The following is an 18,437-nucleotide window of genomic DNA, read 5'->3' on the forward strand; positions in this document are numbered from 1 at the left end:
CCGGGAACCCACGGGCATCTCCGCGGAGGGAGTCGCCGACATGATGACGGTCATCACCGAGATCACGCTGCAGCGTGGAGCCGAGCCCGAGTGGGACGCCGCGATGCGCGACCGGCTCACGGCCGCCCGCGGGCGGCCGGGCTGGGTGGGCGGGCAGCTGCTCATCCCGCTGGACGGGCAGAACACGCGCGTCGTCGTCGGGACCTGGCAGAGCCGGGCGGACTGGCAAGCCTGGCACGAGGACGACGCGTTCGCCGAGACCCGTACCCGGATGGAGGGGCTGCAGGAGGGCGACAGCCGGATCATCTGGCACGAGGTGGTGGTCGACTCACGCGGCGACGAGTAGCGGCCGCGCCGCACCAGGACTCGAGGGGTCGACGCTCACCAGCGATGAGTTCCGCCCCGTCACGTCGTCTGCAGGGTGGGCCTTCCGCGCCTGCGGGAGCCCGACGAGACGACGAGGAGCGTGCACCGTGGCCGAGGAGAACGTGAGCGCGACCCTGACCGTCGCCGAGCCCGTCGCGAGGGTGTTCGCGGTACTGGCGGACCCGACGACCCATCCCGCGATCGACGGCACCGGCTGGGTCCGGGAGGCCGTCGACCGGGCACCGCTGACGGAGGTGGGGCAGGTCTTCCGGATCGGGATGTACCACCCCAACCATCCGGACGGGCACTACGAGATGGCCAACAGGGTGGAGGTGTTCGACCCGCCGCGTGCCATCGGCTGGCTGCCGGGGCAGGAGAAGGACGGCGGTCGCCTGGAGTTCGGCGGCTGGACCTGGCGCTACGACCTGATGCCGCTCGGTCCGTCCGGGACCGAGGTCACGCTGACCTACGACTGGTCGGCAGTGCCGCAGTTCATCCGGGAGTACATCCACTTCCCGCCGTTCGGACCGGAGCATCTGATCGACTCGCTGCGGCACCTGGCCGAGCTCGCCGCGCCGGCGTCCGCGGGGCCGCCGGTGTGATCAGCGGCCGTGATCCGCTCGGCCATCCTGCGCGACGGCGCCGAGGGCCTCCCGGGATGGGGGCTCAGACCGCGGCGGTGCCGATCAGGCCCTTCCGCGTGACGAGCCCGGCGAGCTGCTCCTCGGACAGCCCGTCGGTGCCGTCCGGCCTGCGGGGCAGCACCATGTACCGGGACTCCGCGCTCGCGTCCCACACCGAGATCGCGACCGAGTCCGGTAGCACCAGGCCGAACTCGCGCAGCACGGCGCGCGGGTCGCGCACCACCCGGGAGCGGTAGGCCTCGCTCTTGTACCAGCTCGGCGAGGGCCCCAGCAGCGCGATCGGGTAGCAGGAGCACAGCGTGCAGACCACGACGTGGTGCTCCTCCGTTCCGTCCGCGCCCACCCCGTTCGCGACCACCTTGAGGCGCTGCTCCTGGATCCCGCCCGCCATGGACAGGCCCACCTCGCGGATCGCGGTGTTGGCGTCGGCCAGCAGGCGCTCCGCGAATCCCGGATCGGTCCACGCGCGCGCCACGATCCGGGCTCCGTGGGCCGGGCTCCCCCCGGCGAGGAACTCGTCGATGCGGGTGTCGATCTCCCCGGGTTCCAGCAGACCCCGTGCCTCCAGCAGCGACTCGACGTGCCGGACCTCGGCCGAGATCGTCGAGCTCGGGTGGTCCCCGCTCATGCCCGCTCCTCCACGAGGTAGTCCTCCCACAGCTCCACGACGACGGTGTGGTCGCCGGCGCCGAACAGGTCCGCCGCCGCGAAACGGACGTGGTAGACGGGGTGCGGCTCCGGTTCCCGGCCGCGGGCCCGCTCGTCCGCCAGCGGGTGCCGGCCCGCCAGTTCCACGACGGTGCCGACCGCGCCGCGGGCGTAGCCCGGCAGGCGGGTGTGGCCCGCGACGTCCGCCGACCGCGTGCGCACCCGGTCGCCCGGCGCGAACCGGTCAGCCATGCGCGAGCTCCTCCGGGGTGGCGACGCGCTTCTCCGCCAGCAGCAGGCGGATCGCGGCGAACCACCGCTCGTAGTAGGAGGCCGCCAGGTACTCCCCCACCGGCAGCCGCTCCTGCGCGTCGCGGAACTCGTCCAGGTTGTAGACACCGCGCCGGATCAGGGCGCCGTTGAGCGCGAACACGTGCGCCTCCCAGTCGGCGTGGAAGCGCGGCTCGTCGGGCTCCTCGACGATCGGCGCGAACCCGCTCATCCCGCCGACGTCGTTGATGCGGCTCACCGGCCCTTCCTACCCCAGAACCGCCGAGGCGGTCGATGTCGAGATTCCCCGCTCGGCCACGTCCCCGGGTGGACCGACGACACGAGAACCGGAGGATCGACCCCATGTCGCACGTACGACGCTTCGACCATGTCGGCATTACCGTCGCGGACCTCGACACGGTGACCGCGTTCTTCGTCGGGCTCGGTCTCGAGGTCGAGGGCACGCGGATGGTCGTGGAGGGCGAGTTCCTGGACACGGTCATCGGGATCCCCGACTCCTGCACGGAGATCGTCATGCTGCGGCCGCCCGGCGGAGATACCTGCCTGGAGCTGTCCCGCTTCCTCCGGCCCGACCACGAACCGGGGTCACCGGCCGCGATGGCCACCGAGCTGGGGCTGCGCAACGTGGCCTTCGAGGTCGACGACCTGCAGTCAAGCGTCGACCGGCTGGCCGCCGAGGGCTACGGGCTGGTCGGCGGCATCGGCCGGTACGAACACAGCTGGCGAATGGCCTACGTGCGCGGTCCGGAGGGGATCATCGTGTCCCTGGCCGAGCGCCTCGGCTGACGCCGTGGGCCGGGGTGATCGATGTTCCGTCCCGGCAGCGGTGGTCGACGGCGCGACCGTCGGTTACTTTCCTGTGACGCACGTCGCAGACCGAACGGAGCCCGGGCGCATGCTCTACCCCGTGTACGAATGGCACCGGCGGTTGACCGAGCCGGCTCGGATCTCCTCCGAACTCCTGCACCGCAGCCTGTCGGGACTGCCCGCGCCGGTCGCGGAGCTTGCCGCGACCCGCCGGCTCAAGGCCGTCAGCGAGATCGTCGCGGGCGCCCGTCCCACCCACGTCCGTCCCGACTGGGGCATCGACTCGGTCACGGTCGCCGGCGAGCCCGTCGAGGTCGAGGTCCGGCCCGTGCTGACCACGCCGTTCGCCACCTTGCTGCACTTCGCCACGCCGGGGGTGACCGGGAGGACGCCGACGCTGCTGGTGGGGCCGATCTCCGGGCACTTCGCCACGCTGCTGCGCCCCACGGTCCTCACCCTGCTCACCGATCACGACGTCTACGTGCTGGACTGGCACAACGCCCGAGACATCCCGCTCGACGAGGGCCGGTTCGGGCTCGACGAGTACATCGACCACGTGCTGGCCGCGATGCGCCACCTCGGCCCGGACCACCACGCCCTGGCCGTGTGCCAACCGGCCCCGCTGGTGCTGGCAGCCGTCGCCCTGCTGGCGGTCGCGGACGACCCGGCACAGCCGCGCAGCCTCACGCTCATGGCGGGCCCCATCGACACCCGGGTGAACCCGAACAGGATCAACGAGCTCGCCGACCGCCGTCCGCTGGCGTTCTACGAGCGGTTCCTCGTCTCGCGGGTACCCCGCCGGTACGCCGGTGCCGGGCGGCGCGTGTACCCGGGGCTGGCCCAGCTGACCGCGTTCATGTCGATGAACACCCGGCGGCACCTGAGCTCGCACGTCCAGCTCTATCGCGCCCTGGTCGCGGGCGACGGTGCGACCGCCGAACGGATCCGCGACTTCTACGACGAGTACGGCGCGGTCATGGACGTGCCGGCCGAGTTCTACCTGGAGACCCTGCAGCACGTCTTCATGGAGCACGATCTCCCCCGCGGCGAGTTCGCCTGGCGCGGGCAGCGGGTCGATCTCGGCGCCATCGAACGGACCGCCCTGCTCACCGTCGAAGGAGCCGAGGACGACCTGTGCTCGCCCGGGCAGACCGAGGCGGCCCACCGGCTGTGCGCCGGGATCCCCGCCAGGGATCACCACCACCACCTGCAGCCGGGCGTCGGGCACTACGGGGTGTTCGCGGGCTCGCGCTGGACCGAGGAGATCTACCCGGTGTTCCGGGACTTCGTCGCGGCCCGGTCGGCCGCCCGCACGGCGTCGTAGTTCGGAAGTCGCGTCCACACGCGAGATCGGAGCCGCTCGATGACCGCAGAAGCGCCCGGCCGTGCGGCCGACGAGAAGCGGACCGCCCCGCCGGTGCGGTCCGGGCCGGTGACCGAGCCCGTCCCCGCCGACGAGGCCGAGGCGCTCGGCGTGGTCGAGGGGGGCGAGGCGGTCGGCATCCCGTCGGTCGCCGGGGTCCTGAAGGGGATCACCTCCGCATTCGCCCAGCCCGGGCCCGTCACCCGGGGTGCCGGACGGCTCGTCCGGGACCTGGTGTCGATCGCCCGTGGGACCGACGAGCACGCGCCCCACCCGAAGGACAAGCGCTTCGCCGATCCGGCCTGGTCGATGAACCCGATCTTCCGGCGGCTGGGTCAGGGCTACCTCGCCCTGGGCACCGAGCTGGGCCGCCTGGTCGACGAGTACGAGAAGAGCTCTGCGGACTGGCCCGACGTCGAGCGGGCCCGGTTCGCGGTGTCCGCGCTGACCAGCGCGCTGTCGCCGACCAACCAGCTGCCGACGAATCCCGCGGCGCTGAAGCGGGCCTTCGACACCGCGGGGGCCAGCCTCGTGCGGGGGGCCCGCCAGTTCGCGCACGACGTCCGGCACAACGGCGGGCTGCCCTCGCAGGTCGACCGCAGTGCCTTCACGGTGGGCGAGGACCTGGCCCTCACCCCGGGCGACGTCATCCACCGGGACGAGGTGGCCGAGCTCATCGAGTACCGGCCGAGCACCCCGACCGTCCGGGAACGTCCCTTGCTGGTCATCCCGCCGCCCATCGGCCGGTACTACTTCCTGGACCTGCGGCCCGGACGCAGCTTCGTGGAGTACGCGGCGAGCCGCGGGCTGCGCGTCTTCATGCTCAGCTGGCGCAACCCCACCGCCGAGCAGGCGGACTGGAACATCGCCACCTACGCCCGGCGGATCCTGAGCGCCTGCGAGGTCGCCAAGGACATCGCCGGCGTCGAGGACGTCAACACCCTCGGCTTCTGCGCCGGGGGAATCCTCCAGTCGATCGTCCTGGGCCACCTCGCCGCGCACGGCGAGCCCGGCATCCACTCCGCGTCCTACGGCGTCACGCTGCTGGACTTCGGCGTCCGGGCGCCGCTCGGCGCCTTCTCCGCCCCGCGGGCACTGGAAATGGCCCGGGCGGACTCGCAGCGTCGCGGGGTGATCACCGCGCGGTCCCTGGGCACGGTGTTCAGCTGGATGCGTCCCGACGACCTGATCTTCAACTACGTCGTCAACAACTGGCTGATGGGCGAACGTCCCCCGGTCTTCGACATCCTGGCCTGGAACGCCGACGGGACGAACCTGCCCGCGGCACTGCACTCGGAGTTCCTCGACATCTTCCGGTCCAACACCCTCGCCGAGGGACATGTCGAGGTCCTGGGAACGCCGATCGACCTCGGCAAGATCACCGTGCCGGTGTTCGTCACCGGAGCGCTCAACGACCACCTCACCCCCTGGACCGGGTGCTACCGGACGACCGAGCTGGTGAGCGGACCGAGCACCTACATCCTGAGCAACGCGGGCCACATCGCCAGCCTGGTCAACCCGCCCGGCAACCCGAAGGCCAGCTACTTCATCGGCGGGGACCCCTCGCACGGCCCCGAGCACTGGCGCGCCACCGCGGAGAAGCGCCAGGGGACCTGGTGGGAGGCGTGGACGGACTGGATCCTGGAGAGGTCGGGCGCCGAACGAGCGGCCCCCGCCGCGGGCGGCAACGCCGACCACCCACCGCTGGAGCCGGCGCCGGGCTCGTACGTGCTGGACCGGACACCACCCGCGGCGGGATGAGCGCCGACCGCGGCAGGGTGCGCGCCGAACACGACCTAGCCGGTGCCCCGCTCGCGGCGCATCCGACCCAGCACCTCGTCCAGGTAGCGCTGCACGTGCTGGTCGGCGCCCTCGCCCGTGGGTTCGACGAAGTCGCGGATGACGAGCAGGAGCGTCACCCTCGTGCGCGCCTGCTCGAGGTCGACATCGGACACCTCGGCCGGCACCTCGAGCATGCCGGCCAGTTTCGCCACCGCCGCCAGCGCATCGTCGCGACGGGCCGCTCCCGCGCCCGGGGGCGCGGCGCCCGCAGCGGGCCCGCTGACGAGGAGCTGTTCGATGAGCCCGTACAGGTCGACAGCTCCCAGATCCACGTGTCGGTCCTCGCCCATGAGGATCCCCTCACTCCGAGATACACCTCCTGACCGGGATACCCGCCCGACACCCTCGGGCGCGAGTCCCGCGGTCAGAATGTGGCGATCGGGTTGACCGGGCTGCCGGACGTACCGGCGAAGCGGACCGGCGCGACCGCGAGGTGGAAGTCCCACTGGCCGAGCTCGGCGGCCGTCGTCGCGCACGCCTCCAGGTCGCAGTTGTCGAGCAGCCACAGGCCCATCGCGACGAGGCCCACGGCGTGAACCGGCATCAACACGTCTGCGTACCCCGACGGCTGGACGTCCTGAGGGGTGTCGGCGCCGATCAGCGCGACCTCCCGTTCGTGCAGCCACGGCAGGCAGGACGCGTGCCAGCCGGCCTGCGTGACACCGCCGGCCGCACCGGCCTCGTGCCGGACGCGGCCGTAGCCGGTCCGCAGGAGTACCGCGTCGCCGGATCGCACCCGCACACCCTGGCGACGCTCGGCCTCCTCGAGATCGTCGGGGAACACACCCTGCCCCGGTTCCAACCACGGCACGTCGCGGACCCTCGCGATGTCCAGCAGGACACCGCGCGTCATGATCCCGTTCGCCGCCGCCGTGACGGCCGCCCACGCCGATCCCGTCGCGGCGTCGACCGACGAGTGCGACCGCCCGTTGTACATCGTGCCGTCCCAGAAGATGTGGCACGGCGAGTCGACGTGGGTGATCGTGTTGCCGTGGAACAGGATGCCGAGCCGCTCGTTCGAGAAGCCCCAGCGCCGGTCGGCGTGGAACGCCGGCGGCATGTGCTCGGCGCCCGGCATGTCGGCGGCGCACGGACACGTCGTCGTCGACCGCTCCATGTCTCCCGGTACGGCGACCTCCCACGCGCACGACACGCTCCTGCCGTGGCGCACGGCCCGCGCCGCCGCCAGCCGGACGTCGTCGGTGATGTGGTTCAGGGTGCCGAGCTCGTCGTCGTCGCCCCACCGTCCCCAGTTCGACAGCGTGCTGAAGTACCCGAGCACGTCGTCCTGTGTGGGCATCGGTCGTCCTGCCGTCATCCCGGCATCGACTCCTCCGGTCGCGCGACCCGCTGGATGACGGCGTCGAGGTCGGGGTGAGGCCTGGGCCGTGGGGGGTGGAGGAGGGTCTGTGCCCCGGAGACGTGCCCGTGGGAGAGGACCGCGGCCAGAATGTCCGCCGCGCCCAGCTCCGAGGTGTCGGGATGGACGACGAGCAGCACGAGCGTGCGCCGCGAACCGAGCACGTGAACGGCGCCGAGACCCGTGCTGCCCAGGACGGTGAGGCCCACCGGGCGATCCACGATCCCGAACGGAATCCGGACGATGTTCCAGTCGTCCGGATGGAACCCGAGGTCGCAGACGGGTCCGGTGTCCGGCGCGACCGCATGGAGCAGGGCTCCGAGTTCTCCGGCGAGGTCCCGGGACCGTGGCCACCAGGCTCCGTCGACGGGCCCGGCCGCCGCGCCGGTGCGGAGACGGACCCGGGGAACGTCGGGGCGGTCCTGGATGGCTGCGTCCGGGTCGTTCGTGGTGCTGGCAGCGGGCGCCGACGTCATGTCGGTTCTCCGGATTCTCCGGACGACCGCCCGGTGCTCGACGTTCGGCGGGGACATCGTGGGCTCGATCGCCCGCGCACGAGATGCTCCCGGCACCCCGGACCGTACGCCTGATCGTCGCCACGCGACGACGAGAAACCGCCGGGCGCGGACGAGCTCGCCGGGCTGGTGGAGACGGGCCTGCGATGGCAGAACTGCGCCGGCCCGAGCGAATACGACTAGGAATCCAGTGCTCGTTCGCTGGAGGCGACCTCACGGTCGATTTCGGCTTGCTCGCGATCCGTGCGCTGAAGGCCGTTGAGGATGGCGACCTGCGATCTGTCCAGTCGGGCTTGCGACCGGCGCAGCTCTTCGCGGCCGCGCTCGATGGCTCCGAGACTGTCGGCGAGGAGGTCGGGGGAACTGAGTCGTAACTGTCGGGCGCGGTGCGTCAGCACATCCTGGCGTGCATCAAGCCGTACCTCCCGCTCATCCGCGTCGGCCTCGCGAACGTCGGCGACCCGGTCACGCTCGTCGGCGACCCGGTCACGCTCGTCGGCGACCCGGTCACGCTCGTCGGCGTCCCGGGCGCGCTCAGCCGCAGTGGGAAGCGATGCGGCTGTCGGTTTGCCATTCCTGCGGGGATGCTCGCCCCCTGGCCGGCCCATGGGGTGACGATAAGTCTCGCGGTCGACGGTGTCACTCGCTGGATGGCCGAGGTGGTCCGATGAGGCCAGGTCGGGGCTGTCCTGGCGTCTCGACGGTCTTCGAGGAGCGGTTGTCGGTTCCGTCAGGTGAGCAGCTGGCTGCGGAGGCCGGCGAGCAGGATGGCGAGTCCCTCGTCCAGTTCGGCGGCGCCGTCGTAGGCGGCGAGCTCGGCGGCCAGCGAGCGCAGCCGGGGGAACTGCGTGATCCGGAGCCGGTGCAGTCCGAGGCGGAGCAGGTCGTCGGTCTCGTCGGGGGCGTGCACCCGCTCCTGCAGTTCGTGGATGACGTGGCCGTAGAGGAAGCCGGTGAACAGGCGTGCCGCGTGCAGCGCACCGTGGTTGTCGAACCCGGCGTTGATGAACACCTCGAGCAGCTCCTCGAACGGCAGCAACGTGCCCAGGGGACGCGAGGCCAGCGGGCCGGACAGCGGTCGGGTCACCAACAGCGGCACCACGTTCGGGTGGGCCAGCGCGACCCGGCGAAACGTGTGCGCCGAGCGGCGCAGAGCGTTCTCCCATCCGTCGGCTCCGCCGTCGTCCCGGTCGTGCCCGGGTGGGCCGGGCGCGACGAGCTCGGCGGCGACCTGTTCGACGACCCCGTCGAGCAGGTCCTCCTTGTTGGTGGCGTGCCGGTAGATCGCCATCGGATTGCGATCGAGGGCCTGCCCGAGCCGGCGCATCGTCAAGGCCTCGACACCGCTCTCGTCGACGATCTTCAGCGCGGCGGCGAGGACCTGTTCCCGGGTCAACCCGGCTCGGCGCCCGGACGACTGCGGCCCGATGGCCCGCCGCGCGTCGGTGGCGTCGGTCATTAAACCTCCTAGGAGCAACGTCTCCAACGATGGCTACGCCGTAGGTCGACGTGTAACGTCTACATCGTAGTCCTGGGCCGCAGCGTGTCCGTTCGTCTGGCTACGAACCTCGGTACGACCCTGACTACGGAGACTCATGTCCGTCCACACGTCCAGCCGGACCGCCCTCACGACGGGGCCGTCACGGCTGCGTCCCCTCGCCGCACCACCGAGACGGAGGCCGCGTTCACGACGACCGAGTTCGTCGTCGACGTCGTCGCCGTCGCCGGGGTGCGATCGCCTCCTCAGGCCGGTAGCCACGAGCGCTACGGCGCCTGACCGGCGCGCTTCGCCCGGATGCCGCGCAGTCGGCGGCAGCCGGGCCGGCTCGAACGGCATCAACCCCGGCCCCATGAGGGCCGGGACGAATTCACAGACCGCAGCGGCTGATCTCCGGCCCTGCCCGCCGCTTACGAGAGGTACTTCCCCACATGGCTCAGTCGGACCAGTCAACCACCACAGTGCGCAAGGAGACCGTCCCGGTCCCCGTCGAGGTCACCGTCGAGGAGGGCGACCAGGGTCTGAAGGGCCCGTCCGGACCGGTCGGCTCGGATGGTGAGCGCGGCGACAAGGGCCCCCAGGGCTCGACCGGCCCCGTCGGCCCGAACGGTGAGCGCGGCGACAAGGGCCCCCAGGGCTCGACCGGCCCCGTCGGCCCGAACGGTGAGCGCGGCGACAAGGGCCCCCAGGGCCCGGTCGGCCCCGCCGGCGACAAGGGCGACAAGGGCCCGACCGGTCCCGTCGGCCCGGCCGGTGAGCGCGGCGACAAGGGACCCATCGGTCCGCGCGGTGAGCAGGGCCCCGAAGGTGAGCAAGGGCGCGAGGGTGAGACCGGCCCCCGAGGCGCAGCGGGCCTGCCCGGCTCCACCGGCCTGCCCGGTGAGCAGGGTGAGCAGGGGCCGCAGGGCGACAAGGGCCCGCACGGCATCGTTGGTCCGGCCGGCGAGCGAGGTGACCAGGGGCCGCAGGGCGCCACCGGTCTGCCCGGTGCTCAGGGCCAGCGCGGCGTGATCGGCGAGACCGGCGAGAAGGGCGAGAACGGCCCGCGCGGCCTTCAGGGTGAGCAGGGTGAGCGGGGCGAGCTGGGTGAGCCCGGCATCCGTGGTCTGCAGGGCCCGCAGGGTGTGCAGGGCCCGGAGGGTCCGGCCGGAGTGGTCGGCCTGCCCGGAGTGCAGGGGCCCCAGGGCCCGGCCGGCCCGGCCTGGCTCCACCAGCCCGCCCCCGCCGAGCTCGCGTCCAAGGTCGTGCAGGCGGCGCTGAACATCAGGCCGCGCACCGTGCTCGACCCGCGGGTGGGCGTCCGCTACCTCACCACGCTGACCTCGCGGCTGGTGAAGCTGCAGGGCGGGCTCGTCTTGCGCGCCATCGTCGATACCGACGCCGCCGCCGACAGCCGGCCGGACAACCTGTCCAACGTGCGCTCCATCGCCTGACGCGCGCAGCAGGACCCGAAGGCGCCTCGTCCCGCTACGGCGGAACGAGGCGCCTTCGCCGTGTGTGCCGGCACGATCCAACCAGCCTCCGGCGGCGCCGTGTCAACATCGGACCAGACACGCCGAAGGCCCTGACTCCAACTCCTTCACGGAGTCTGACCAGGGCTTCGACCGCGGCGGTCACGGAGTCGGGGGTGCCGAGGCCCGGTACGGGGTCGGGGTCGCGCTCGCGCGAGCCGGACGGCTGGCCGTGGTCCACCTTCCTGATCGCCACGTCCGCTGACGGGGACCTGGCCGTGCTGGTCGGGGTGGTCGGTGGTGCCTGCGCGGCCGCGGCCGGGTGGGCACTCGGGTCACCGGTGTGAGTCGTCCCTGCGCGGCCCGCTCGCCGAGAGCCGGCGCGGCTAGATTCGGGCGTGCGGAACGGGGCTGAGTGGATGCTGTGCAGGCGCACGGCCGACCTGCCCCTTCCCCGGCCCGCGCGGGATGCCGACAGACACCCGGAGACCAACGGGTGGATCAGCTCATGGGGCACCGACGCGCACGGTGAGATCGCGGGCTGCCCCGCCATTACGCCACGCCTGACCGCCCACCATGCTTCGCCGCACCGCGGGCGGTCACGTCCTGTCGTGATCACTCCCCCGCGAAGGGCCCTGCTCGCCCTGTTCTTCTTCGTCGTCGGCCTGGAGCTCAAACAGGAGTTCGTCACCGGCGAGCTGCGCGACCCCCGTCGCGCCCTCGTCCCGGTCCTCGCTGCTGTGGGCGGGGCCGTCGTACCGGCGGCCGTCTACCTCGCCGTCATCGCGGCGAGCGGTGCCGATGCCGCGCACGGGTGGGCTGTGCCCACAGCCACCGACATCGCGTTCGTCCTCGCCGTGCTCGCTGTCGCCTACACCGACGACCTCGCTGCCCTGCCCCTGCTCGCCGCGCTGCTTCCACTGGCCGCGTTCGCCGTCGTCGCGCGCCGGTGGCCGAACGCGTGGTGGGCACTGCTACCCGGTCGGAGTCTTCACCTGGGGATCGGTCCACGCCTCAGGGGTGCACGCCACTGTCGCGGGGGTGCTGCTCGGCCTGGTCGTCCCCGCCCGGACGACCGCCCCTCGCATGGCACACGCGCTGCAAGCGCTGTCGGCAGGGCTCGCAGTGCCGGTCTTCGCGTTCTTCGCCGCGGGTGTCGCCATCAACGGTGGGGCGTCGCCGGTCAACACGATCAGTTTCGCTGTCGCGAGCGGGCTCGTGCTCGGCAAGACCCTCGGCGTTCTCGGCGCGACCTACCTCACCACCCGACTTCCCGGTGCCCGGCTCGGTCCCACCCTGCGCTGGGGCGACATCGCTGCCCTCGCCCCACTGACCGGGGTCGGTTTCACCGTCGCCCTGCTGGTCGTTGCGGTCGCGGTGGAGGAGGCCGGCGTGTTCGAGGGCTCGAAGGTGGCGGTAGGCGGTGCTTCGGCGGAGATCGAGCTGTTCGACCGCAGCGCGTGGGGTGACGCTGCGGCTGGGTCCATCGAAGAGGGCCAGGACCTGGGCGACACGATCAACCGCGCGGATCGCGGGATCGGGTTGGCTCCCGTCGCTGTTCGTCGCCTGGACGGTCATGCCCACCGGCTAGCGGATCGAGGTTGGCGCTTGAACGTCACCGAGCTGATGCGGTCCCGCAGCTCGGCGGGGATTTCCCACTCCTCGGGCGTGCCGGTGGCGCATTCGTGGTGAGCGTGCGCGGCCTTGATCAGGGCTTCGGCGTGGGCGGCGTCGGCGGCGTCGAGGCCGGTGAACCGGACCCGGGCCTTGCCGGGGCCGTCGACCGCTGCGACCCCGTCGTCGGGGCAGCCGCCGAGGCACTGCACGTAGCGGAGCTGGATCTCGTCACCGGCGGGATGGTCCTGGAGAGCTTCGGTGAGGGCCTGGCTGAATCGCCCGCTGTTGACGGTGTCGTAGCGGGGGCAGGTGCGGCAGATCAAGAGAGCCATCAAGGGGTTCCCGTGGTGAGGTGCCGACGACCGAGCTGACCGGGCCGCCGGCACCTCGTCGAAGGGCTCGGTGGAGGTCAGGGACGGCGTGCGACCACGCGCTCGGCCTCGTCGTGTACCAGGTCGGAAGCCTGCGGGGCCGGCGGGGTGTGGTCGTCCTCGGCGTGCTCCTTGTGGAACTTGCCGTCCTTCATGATGTAGTTCAGCTTCGTGTGGTCCTGCAGGATGGTGATGTCGGCGAGCGGGTCGCCGTCGACGAGCAGGAGGTCGGCGAGGTAGCCGGGCCGGACCTTGCCCAGCTCGTCGGGCCGGAGCATGATCTCGCCGCCCCAGGCGGTGGCGGAGATGATCGCCTCCATCGGGGTGAAGCCGAGCAGCTCCACGAAGTGCTGCAGGTCGCGGGCGTAGGTGCCGTGCGGGGTCCAGGCGAAGCCGTAGTCGCCGCCGGGCAGCACCCTGATGCCGCGCCGGTGCATCTCGCGCAGCCCAGCGATCGCCATCTCCAGTTCCTTCTTGTACCCGACGGCCTCGGCGGCCTCCTGCGGGAACCCGAAGGCCTCGGCCTCGTAGAGGGTGGCGACGAGCCAGTTGATCCCGGGCGCGACGAACACCCAGTCCTTGTTGGCCTCGAGCATGTCCATGCCCTCGGCGTCGGTGAAGCTGGCGTGGTAGATGACGTCGACGTGGTGGCGCACGCACATCTTCACGCTCTCGGCGCTGCGGGCGTGGGCGCAGACCCGCTTGCCGCGCCGGTGCGCCTCGGTCACGGCGGCGGCCACCTCCTCGTCGGAGAAGTAGGTGTCCTCGGCGCGCTGGGTGCCGGTGATCTCCTCGCCGGTCATCGACAGCTTGATCTGGTCGACCCCGATGTCGATCAGCTCGCGGACGGCCTTGCGCATGCCGTCGGGCCCGTCGGCGAACTTGGTGATCGACTTGATCAGCGCGCCGCCGGTCACGGCGATCTCGGGCCCGTTGGCCAGGTAGCGGGGGCCGGGGATGCGGCCGGCGTTGATCGCGTCCCGGCACACCACGTCGAGCCGGTCCTTCGCCGACGCCGCGCCGAGGCACATGGTGTAGCCGGAGTCGATGTAGGTCCGGGCGGACTCGATGGCGAACAGCAGGTGCTCCTCGACCGGCATGGTGCCCAGGCCGTCGAGGTCGGCGGAGTTGTTCCAGGTGAAGTGGGTGTGGGCGTCGCAGAGCCCGGACATCAGGGTCCGGCCGCGGCCCTGCACCATCCGGGCGCCGTCGGCGCGGGCCGGGTCGACGGTGCCGACCGCGGCGATGCGGTCGCCCTCGACCAGGACGTCCCCGCGGTAGGGGTCGGCGCCGGTGGAGTCGAGGATCGAGACGTCACGGAACAGGATCTTGCTGGTCGTGGTGGGCACGGTGCCCCTCCTCTTCCTTGAGGCTTGGTGATCTGACGGGTCGTGCTGGTGCCTGGTGATGCTGTGTGATGGGTGTCAGAGGAACTTGCGCAGGTGGTCGGTGACCGGACCGGCGGCCTCGAGGGCGGTCCAGTGCCCGACCCCGGGCAGGATCTCGATGGTGGCCGAGCCGTGGGCGTCGGCGAGCTCGCGGCTGGCGTCGGGCGGGCCGACCTTGTCCTCGTCGCCGGTGATCAGCAGCAGCGGCAGCGACGGGCTGATCGGGCCGGGGTCGGTGGCGGCGGCCAGCGCCTCGCAGTTGCGCGCGTAGCCCTCGGGGTCCTGGCGCATGACCAGCTCCCGGACGAACGCCGCGACCTCGGGCCGGTCCCGGCGGGTGGTCTCGGACAGGGCGTTGGCCACCACGCCCGGGGCGACGGCGGCGGTGCCCTTCTCGCGAAGCACCGCGGCCCGGTCGCGCTGGGCCTGCCGGCCCGCCTCGGCGGGCTCGCGGACCGCCCCGAGCAGGGTCAGCGAGGTGACCTTCTCCGGGTACTTCGCGGCGAACGCCCGGACCACCAGGGTGCCCATCGAGTGCCCCACGACGGCGGCCGAGGCGACGCCGGCCTGGTCGAGCACGCCGGCCAGGTCGTCGGCGTGGGACTCGATGCTGATGCCCTCGGCGAGATCGGAGCGGCCGGCGCCGGCGGAGTCGACCCGGATCACGGTGTGCGAGCCGGCGAGCGCGTCGGCCTGGACCTGGTAGAAGTTCGAGGTCCCGCCGAGCCCGTGCACGAACAGGACCGCGGGGCCCTCGCCCTCGATCTCGACGGCCAGTTCATTACCGTTGACCTTCACATCTCTCCTCGTGGTCTGCGGATGCCCATGTCAGTTGGGTGTGTGTTCCCGAGTCGTCAGGCGATGCGGTTGCGCTGGCGGCCCAGTCCGGTGATGGCGACCTCGATGACGTCGCCGGAGACCATGAACTTGGGCGGGTCGAAGCCGATCCCGACCCCGGCGGGGGTGCCGGTGGCGATGATGTCGCCGGGCTGCAGGGTGATCCCGGCCGAGATGGTGGCGATCAGCTCGGGGATGTCGAAGATCAGGTCCTTGACCGGGGCAGACTGGCGCGCCTCGCCGTTCACCCAGCTCTCCACCTGCAGGGCGGTCACGTCGCCGATCTCGTCGGCCGACACCGCGTAGGGGCCCATCGGGCAGTGCGTGTCCAACGACTTGCCCAACAGCCACTGCTTGTGTCTGCGCTGCAGGTCACGGGCGGTGAAGTCGTCGACGATCGTGTAGCCCCACACGTGGTCGAACGCCGCCTCGCGCGAGATCCCGCGCCCGCCGCGGCCGATGATGACCCCGAGCTCGGCCTCGTAGTCCAGCTCCGAGGTCACCCCCGGGTGGGACAGGATGTCGTCGAACGGCCCGGTCACCGAGGTGGTCGCCTTGGAGAACACCACCGGGCACTCCGGCAGCTCCTCCGAGCGGTCGGGCTGGTCGTAGCCGGAGCGGCCGAACTCGGCGACGTGCTCGCGATAGTTCTTGCCGACGCAGAAGACGTTGCGCCGCGGCGCCGGGATCGGCGCGAGCAGCCGCACCGCCTCCAGCGGCCGGGCCGCCAGCTTCGGGGTGCGCTCGGCCAGGACGAGCTCCCACTCGGCCCAGTCCTCGATCACCTCCAGCACACCCGTGTCCGCAGGGAGCAGCTCGCTCACATCGCGGATCTCGTCCGCGTCGGCATCCACCACGCCGACTCGAGGGCCGGCCTCGGTGGAGAAGGTCGCCAGCTTCATCGCCGCACCAATCTGAACCAATCGAACCAATTCGGTCGGGTGCCGACCGTACGCTTGACCGTCCTGTCTGTCGAGACCATGTCCCTTGTGCCGCGGGCCACGTCACGATTGGTCTTGATTGGTTGGAGCCAGGGGTTATGGTGATGGCATGCAGACGGTGGAGCAGTCGCTACGCGCCTTGCTAACCGAGGGCACCCACGACGGCAGCCTCGGCCCGGGCTCGAAGTTGCCCACCGAACGGGCCCTGGTCGAGCGGCTGGCCGCGCCGCGCAGCGCGATCCGCCGCGCGCTGGAGATCCTCGAGCGCGACGGCGTGGTCATCCGCCATGTCGGGCGCGGCACCTTCCTGACCGAGGCCGCCGTGCAGCAGGTCGACGGCGCGCCCGCCGACACCAGCCCAGCTGAGATCATGCAGGTGCGCCTGCTGCTCGAGCCTCAGGTCGCTGCCCTCGCCGCGCGTGTGGGCACCCAGGCCGATCTCGAGCGGATCAGCGAATGCCTCGTCGGCGGCGGGGCCAGTGACGACTTCGAGGGCTTCGAGTCCTGGGACGCCAAACTGCATCGCGCCATCGCCAAAGCCGCGCACAACGGGCTGCTCATGAACATGTTCGACGTGCTCAACACCGCCCGGGCACTGCCGGTGTGGGGCACGCTCAAGCGCCGCACCTCCACCCCGGAACGGCGCCGCTGCTACCACGACGAACACACCGCGATCGTCGACGCGCTGTGCGACCGAGACCCCGACGCCGCCGAGGCCGAGATGCGCCGACACCTCCAGCACGTCTCCGACAACCTGCTCGGCCGCCACTGACCCCCTGCATGTGACGGTCAGGATCAGAGCCTGGACCGCGAAGCGCGCGACGCCGACTCCCAGGCCTTCCCCGGCAGCACCGAAAGTCACGACTGCGCGTCGACGAACGCCCTGTGGATCACGATGCCCAGGTGTGCACTCGTTGATCTTGCCGGCGGTCGTTACGCAGCGTGAGATTCTCGTCCATCGACGTGATCAGTGCGTCGGGCTCGAAGGAGCGGAGTGCGCGGTCCTTACCGGGCTTGTCGGCAAAGGCGATGGCTGCGGTTCCGGCAGCTCGGGCGGCCTGAATGTCGGTGACGGAGTCTCCGACGAGCCGGGCCGCCAGGGCGCGACGTCGCACGGCACCAGGCCGGCGGGCTTCGGTTCCACGACCTCCGGCACTCCTACGTCACCTGGCTCGTCGACGACGGCGTCCGTCCAACATGGTGCAGCGGGTCATGGGGCACGAGCGGGCCACCACGACGCTCGACCTCTACACGCGCCGGACCGACAACGGCGACCGCATCCTTCGCGCGCTCGACGACCCGGACGACGAGGAGGACGACGACGCTCCGAGTTGAACTCGGATGCTCCGGAATTGCTCCGGGAACGTGGCTGAGACACGACGAAGGCCCTGGTCGGTGACTCCTGTTCGGAGCCTTGACCAGGGCCTTCGGCTGGTGGGCGATACTGGGATCGAACCAGTGACCTCTTCGGTGTGAACGAAGCGCTCTCCCCCTGAGCTAATCGCCCGCCGTCACGGGTGGAACCCTACATCACCCCAGGATCGGGCTCTGCAACCAGGTCCACTCCTGCAGCCCCACCCATCCCGCGACCAGCCAGAACGCGTTCAGCAGCCACAGCGTGGCCACGACGATCAGGGCGGTCGCGCCGAGGACGAGGAGCTTGACGACGAGGCTCTGCCGGCCGAGCCAGTCGGTCCAGGCGTCGTACTTGCCCTTCGCGAAGTGCAGGACCCGCTTCGCCCAGGCGAACTCGGACGCGAGGATGGCGAGCCCCACGAACACGATCGCCCAGCCGGGGCCCGGGTACGGGATCGCGACGATGCCGGCCGCCAGCACGAGCGTGCCGAGCACCCCGATGGCGACGCGGTAGGTGCGGCGGACCGTCGGACGCTCCTCGATGCGCGCACGGAACTCCCGCAGCCGGTCCTTGACGCCGTCGAACCGGCCGCGCTCGTGCTCCTCCTCGCCCCGCGAGGTCTGCTCCGTGCTGCTCAGATCTCTGCCCGCCCGCTCGCCACGACCTGGGACGGCGACGCCGGCGCGACCCGACCGGGTTCGATCGAGATCGCGAACTGCGCATATCCGGCTCCGCCGGCGGACGACCCTACCGACTGCACGCCGGTGGCGTCTCCACGGACGTCGAACGTGCCGAGCGGGGCCGGGGTTCCCTCCGCCGGGAGGCCCCAGAGGACATAGACCCGGTCGGCGCCGTTGGCGGGCAGGTCGACGGGCATGACCATCTGCCCGGAGTCGTGCGACAGGACCGCGGCGACCACCGGGCCACCCTCCTCGGGAGCGAGGAAGGCGTGCGTGGTGCCGGGATCGGCCATCTGCCGGAGCATCGCGACGACGCCCTGGGCGCGGGCCGCCTCCGCGTCGCGCTCCGCCTTCATCTGGGCGCTGTAGACCCCGAGCCCCGCGATCGCGGCCACGGCGACCAGGGCGGCCGCCGCGACCGCCACGATCCGGCCGCGCACCCCGCGCCGTCGCCCGCCGCG

General features: G+C 71.7%; 24 protein-coding genes, 1 tRNA gene and 3 pseudogenes. 11 read left to right on the forward strand and 17 right to left on the reverse strand.

The window, feature by feature from the left end:
• Positions 1-40: 40 nt before the first annotated feature.
• Together AB0B41_RS29695 and AB0B41_RS29700 are read left to right on the forward strand one after the other, a co-directional pair.
• Positions 41-346, forward strand: a complete 306-nt coding sequence (locus AB0B41_RS29695) for an antibiotic biosynthesis monooxygenase (RefSeq protein WP_358209131.1) — start codon at positions 41-43, stop codon at positions 344-346.
• A 127-nt stretch (positions 347-473) separates the two neighbouring features.
• Positions 474-968 carry a polyketide cyclase gene (locus tag AB0B41_RS29700; RefSeq protein WP_358209133.1) on the forward strand — a complete coding sequence of 165 codons (495 nt, stop codon included), beginning with the start codon at positions 474-476 and terminating at the stop codon, positions 966-968.
• 64 nt (positions 969-1,032) lie between these two features.
• On the opposite strand, the gene AB0B41_RS29705 is transcribed toward AB0B41_RS29700, so the two are convergent.
• Genes AB0B41_RS29705 through AB0B41_RS29715 form a run of 3 tightly spaced genes read right to left on the reverse strand, consistent with a single transcriptional unit; the run spans position 1,033 to position 2,187 of the window.
• On the reverse strand, positions 1,033-1,638 hold the full coding sequence (locus tag AB0B41_RS29705; RefSeq protein ID WP_358209135.1) for a nitrile hydratase subunit alpha: 606 nt from the start codon (positions 1,636-1,638) through the stop codon (positions 1,033-1,035).
• Entirely contained in the window at positions 1,635-1,910 is a 276-nt protein-coding gene (locus AB0B41_RS29710) for an SH3-like domain-containing protein (protein ID WP_358209137.1), read from the reverse strand. The genes AB0B41_RS29705 and AB0B41_RS29710 overlap by 4 nt, the downstream gene beginning before the upstream one ends.
• On the reverse strand, positions 1,903-2,187 hold the full coding sequence (locus AB0B41_RS29715; RefSeq protein ID WP_358209139.1) for a hypothetical protein: 285 nt from the start codon (positions 2,185-2,187) through the stop codon (positions 1,903-1,905). The genes AB0B41_RS29710 and AB0B41_RS29715 overlap by 8 nt, the downstream gene beginning before the upstream one ends.
• 104 nt (positions 2,188-2,291) lie before the next feature.
• On the opposite strand from AB0B41_RS29715, the gene AB0B41_RS29720 reads away from it, so the two are divergent.
• The 3 genes from AB0B41_RS29720 (at position 2,292) to AB0B41_RS29730 (ending at position 5,880) form a co-directional block, all read left to right on the forward strand.
• Complete coding sequence (locus tag AB0B41_RS29720; protein ID WP_358209141.1) at positions 2,292-2,735, forward strand: VOC family protein; 444 nt, start codon at positions 2,292-2,294, stop codon at positions 2,733-2,735.
• Between the two features lie 109 nt (positions 2,736-2,844).
• Complete coding sequence (gene phaZ, locus AB0B41_RS29725; RefSeq protein WP_358209143.1) at positions 2,845-4,080, forward strand: polyhydroxyalkanoate depolymerase; 1,236 nt, start codon at positions 2,845-2,847, stop codon at positions 4,078-4,080.
• A 39-nt stretch (positions 4,081-4,119) separates the two neighbouring features.
• Positions 4,120-5,880, forward strand: a complete 1,761-nt coding sequence (locus tag AB0B41_RS29730; protein ID WP_358209145.1) for an alpha/beta fold hydrolase — start codon at positions 4,120-4,122, stop codon at positions 5,878-5,880.
• A gap of 35 nt (positions 5,881-5,915) precedes the next feature.
• On the opposite strand, the gene AB0B41_RS29735 is transcribed toward AB0B41_RS29730, so the two are convergent.
• The 5 genes from AB0B41_RS29735 to AB0B41_RS29755 all read right to left on the reverse strand — a co-directional run bounded on the left by AB0B41_RS29735 (position 5,916) and on the right by AB0B41_RS29755 (position 9,295).
• Positions 5,916-6,233: a hypothetical protein gene (locus AB0B41_RS29735; RefSeq protein WP_358209147.1), complete on the reverse strand. Its 318-nt coding sequence runs from the start codon at positions 6,231-6,233 to the stop codon at positions 5,916-5,918.
• A 92-nt stretch (positions 6,234-6,325) separates the two neighbouring features.
• On the reverse strand, positions 6,326-7,261 hold the full coding sequence (locus AB0B41_RS29740; protein ID WP_358209149.1) for a cyclase family protein: 936 nt from the start codon (positions 7,259-7,261) through the stop codon (positions 6,326-6,328).
• A 14-nt stretch (positions 7,262-7,275) separates the two neighbouring features.
• Positions 7,276-7,797: a DUF5994 family protein gene (locus AB0B41_RS29745; protein ID WP_358209151.1), complete on the reverse strand. Its 522-nt coding sequence runs from the start codon at positions 7,795-7,797 to the stop codon at positions 7,276-7,278.
• 218 nt (positions 7,798-8,015) lie between these two features.
• Complete coding sequence (locus tag AB0B41_RS29750; protein ID WP_358209153.1) at positions 8,016-8,444, reverse strand: hypothetical protein; 429 nt, start codon at positions 8,442-8,444, stop codon at positions 8,016-8,018.
• A gap of 122 nt (positions 8,445-8,566) precedes the next feature.
• Entirely contained in the window at positions 8,567-9,295 is a 729-nt protein-coding gene (locus AB0B41_RS29755) for a TetR/AcrR family transcriptional regulator C-terminal domain-containing protein (RefSeq protein WP_358209155.1), read from the reverse strand.
• Between the two features lie 470 nt (positions 9,296-9,765).
• Between AB0B41_RS29755 and AB0B41_RS29760 the strand changes: the two genes are divergently transcribed.
• From AB0B41_RS29760 to AB0B41_RS29775, 4 genes and pseudogenes are all read left to right on the forward strand, one after another.
• Complete coding sequence (locus tag AB0B41_RS29760; protein ID WP_358209157.1) at positions 9,766-10,767, forward strand: hypothetical protein; 1,002 nt, start codon at positions 9,766-9,768, stop codon at positions 10,765-10,767.
• 194 nt (positions 10,768-10,961) lie between these two features.
• Positions 10,962-11,132 (forward strand): hypothetical protein, encoded by a 171-nt coding sequence (locus tag AB0B41_RS29765; RefSeq protein WP_358209159.1) that lies wholly within the window; start codon positions 10,962-10,964, stop codon positions 11,130-11,132.
• A gap of 72 nt (positions 11,133-11,204) precedes the next feature.
• Positions 11,205-11,594: pseudogene (locus tag AB0B41_RS29770) on the forward strand (Na+/H+ antiporter NhaA); the annotation flags it as partial.
• Positions 11,587-12,198: pseudogene (locus AB0B41_RS29775) on the forward strand (Na+/H+ antiporter NhaA); the annotation flags it as partial. The pseudogenes AB0B41_RS29770 and AB0B41_RS29775, both read left to right, overlap by 8 nt.
• Before the next feature lie 15 nt (positions 12,199-12,213).
• Here AB0B41_RS29775 and AB0B41_RS29780 read toward each other — a convergent pair.
• From AB0B41_RS29780 to AB0B41_RS29800, 5 genes and pseudogenes are all read right to left on the reverse strand, one after another.
• Positions 12,214-12,363 (reverse strand): annotated as a pseudogene (locus AB0B41_RS29780) (hypothetical protein); the annotation flags it as partial.
• Complete coding sequence (locus AB0B41_RS29785; RefSeq protein WP_358209161.1) at positions 12,360-12,734, reverse strand: DUF1636 family protein; 375 nt, start codon at positions 12,732-12,734, stop codon at positions 12,360-12,362. The pseudogene AB0B41_RS29780 and the gene AB0B41_RS29785, both read right to left, overlap by 4 nt.
• A gap of 77 nt (positions 12,735-12,811) precedes the next feature.
• Positions 12,812-14,122: an amidohydrolase family protein gene (locus tag AB0B41_RS29790; protein WP_358209163.1), complete on the reverse strand. Its 1,311-nt coding sequence runs from the start codon at positions 14,120-14,122 to the stop codon at positions 12,812-12,814.
• A 75-nt stretch (positions 14,123-14,197) separates the two neighbouring features.
• Positions 14,198-14,959, reverse strand: a complete 762-nt coding sequence (locus AB0B41_RS29795; protein ID WP_358209165.1) for an alpha/beta hydrolase — start codon at positions 14,957-14,959, stop codon at positions 14,198-14,200.
• 56 nt (positions 14,960-15,015) lie between these two features.
• On the reverse strand, positions 15,016-15,900 hold the full coding sequence (locus AB0B41_RS29800; RefSeq protein ID WP_358209167.1) for a fumarylacetoacetate hydrolase family protein: 885 nt from the start codon (positions 15,898-15,900) through the stop codon (positions 15,016-15,018).
• 148 nt (positions 15,901-16,048) lie between these two features.
• Between AB0B41_RS29800 and AB0B41_RS29805 the strand changes: the two genes are divergently transcribed.
• Entirely contained in the window at positions 16,049-16,711 is a 663-nt protein-coding gene (locus AB0B41_RS29805) for a FadR/GntR family transcriptional regulator (RefSeq protein ID WP_358209169.1), read from the forward strand.
• Positions 16,712-16,829: 118 nt separating this feature from the next.
• On the opposite strand, the gene AB0B41_RS29810 is transcribed toward AB0B41_RS29805, so the two are convergent.
• A complete protein-coding gene (locus AB0B41_RS29810) occupies positions 16,830-17,054 on the reverse strand; it encodes an HAD hydrolase-like protein (RefSeq protein WP_358209171.1) in 225 nt (74 codons plus the stop codon).
• Positions 17,055-17,151: 97 nt separating this feature from the next.
• Here AB0B41_RS29810 and AB0B41_RS29815 point away from each other — a divergent pair, with 97 nt between their 5' ends.
• Positions 17,152-17,274, forward strand: a complete 123-nt coding sequence (locus AB0B41_RS29815) for a hypothetical protein (protein WP_358209173.1) — start codon at positions 17,152-17,154, stop codon at positions 17,272-17,274.
• Positions 17,275-17,371: 97 nt separating this feature from the next.
• Here AB0B41_RS29815 and AB0B41_RS29820 read toward each other — a convergent pair.
• The 3 genes from AB0B41_RS29820 to AB0B41_RS29830 form a co-directional block, all read right to left on the reverse strand.
• Positions 17,372-17,446 (reverse strand) — tRNA-Val (locus AB0B41_RS29820).
• A gap of 23 nt (positions 17,447-17,469) precedes the next feature.
• Positions 17,470-18,021, reverse strand: a complete 552-nt coding sequence (locus AB0B41_RS29825; protein ID WP_358209179.1) for a TIGR02611 family protein — start codon at positions 18,019-18,021, stop codon at positions 17,470-17,472.
• Positions 17,931-18,437 (reverse strand): anti-sigma factor (locus AB0B41_RS29830; protein WP_358209175.1); only part of this gene is annotated, 507 nt, incomplete at its 5' end. The genes AB0B41_RS29830 and AB0B41_RS29825, both read right to left, overlap by 91 nt.

It is taken from the genome of Pseudonocardia sp. NPDC049154 (assembly GCF_040648315.1).
Classification (GTDB): domain Bacteria; phylum Actinomycetota; class Actinomycetes; order Mycobacteriales; family Pseudonocardiaceae; genus Pseudonocardia.

Bases quoted from the DNA above. Each gene is read 5' to 3' on its own strand.
- AB0B41_RS29745 (WP_358209151.1), bottom strand. From the start codon at position 7,797: ATGACGTCGGCGCCCGCTGCCAGCACCACGAACGACCCGGACGCAGCC.
- AB0B41_RS29695 (WP_358209131.1), top strand. From the start codon at position 41: ATGATGACGGTCATCACCGAGATCACGCTGCAGCGTGGAGCCGAGCCC.
- AB0B41_RS29815 (WP_358209173.1), top strand. From the start codon at position 17,152: ATGGGGCACGAGCGGGCCACCACGACGCTCGACCTCTACACGCGCCGG.
- AB0B41_RS29755 (WP_358209155.1), bottom strand. From the start codon at position 9,295: ATGACCGACGCCACCGACGCGCGGCGGGCCATCGGGCCGCAGTCGTCC.
- phaZ (WP_358209143.1), top strand. From the start codon at position 2,845: ATGCTCTACCCCGTGTACGAATGGCACCGGCGGTTGACCGAGCCGGCT.
- AB0B41_RS29750 (WP_358209153.1), bottom strand. From the start codon at position 8,444: ATGGGCCGGCCAGGGGGCGAGCATCCCCGCAGGAATGGCAAACCGACA.
- AB0B41_RS29805 (WP_358209169.1), top strand. From the start codon at position 16,049: ATGCAGACGGTGGAGCAGTCGCTACGCGCCTTGCTAACCGAGGGCACC.
- AB0B41_RS29760 (WP_358209157.1), top strand. From the start codon at position 9,766: ATGGCTCAGTCGGACCAGTCAACCACCACAGTGCGCAAGGAGACCGTC.
- AB0B41_RS29785 (WP_358209161.1), bottom strand. From the start codon at position 12,734: ATGGCTCTCTTGATCTGCCGCACCTGCCCCCGCTACGACACCGTCAAC.
- AB0B41_RS29710 (WP_358209137.1), bottom strand. From the start codon at position 1,910: ATGGCTGACCGGTTCGCGCCGGGCGACCGGGTGCGCACGCGGTCGGCG.
- AB0B41_RS29800 (WP_358209167.1), bottom strand. From the start codon at position 15,900: ATGAAGCTGGCGACCTTCTCCACCGAGGCCGGCCCTCGAGTCGGCGTG.
- AB0B41_RS29720 (WP_358209141.1), top strand. From the start codon at position 2,292: ATGTCGCACGTACGACGCTTCGACCATGTCGGCATTACCGTCGCGGAC.
- AB0B41_RS29740 (WP_358209149.1), bottom strand. From the start codon at position 7,261: ATGCCCACACAGGACGACGTGCTCGGGTACTTCAGCACGCTGTCGAAC.
- AB0B41_RS29730 (WP_358209145.1), top strand. From the start codon at position 4,120: ATGACCGCAGAAGCGCCCGGCCGTGCGGCCGACGAGAAGCGGACCGCC.
- AB0B41_RS29705 (WP_358209135.1), bottom strand. From the start codon at position 1,638: ATGAGCGGGGACCACCCGAGCTCGACGATCTCGGCCGAGGTCCGGCAC.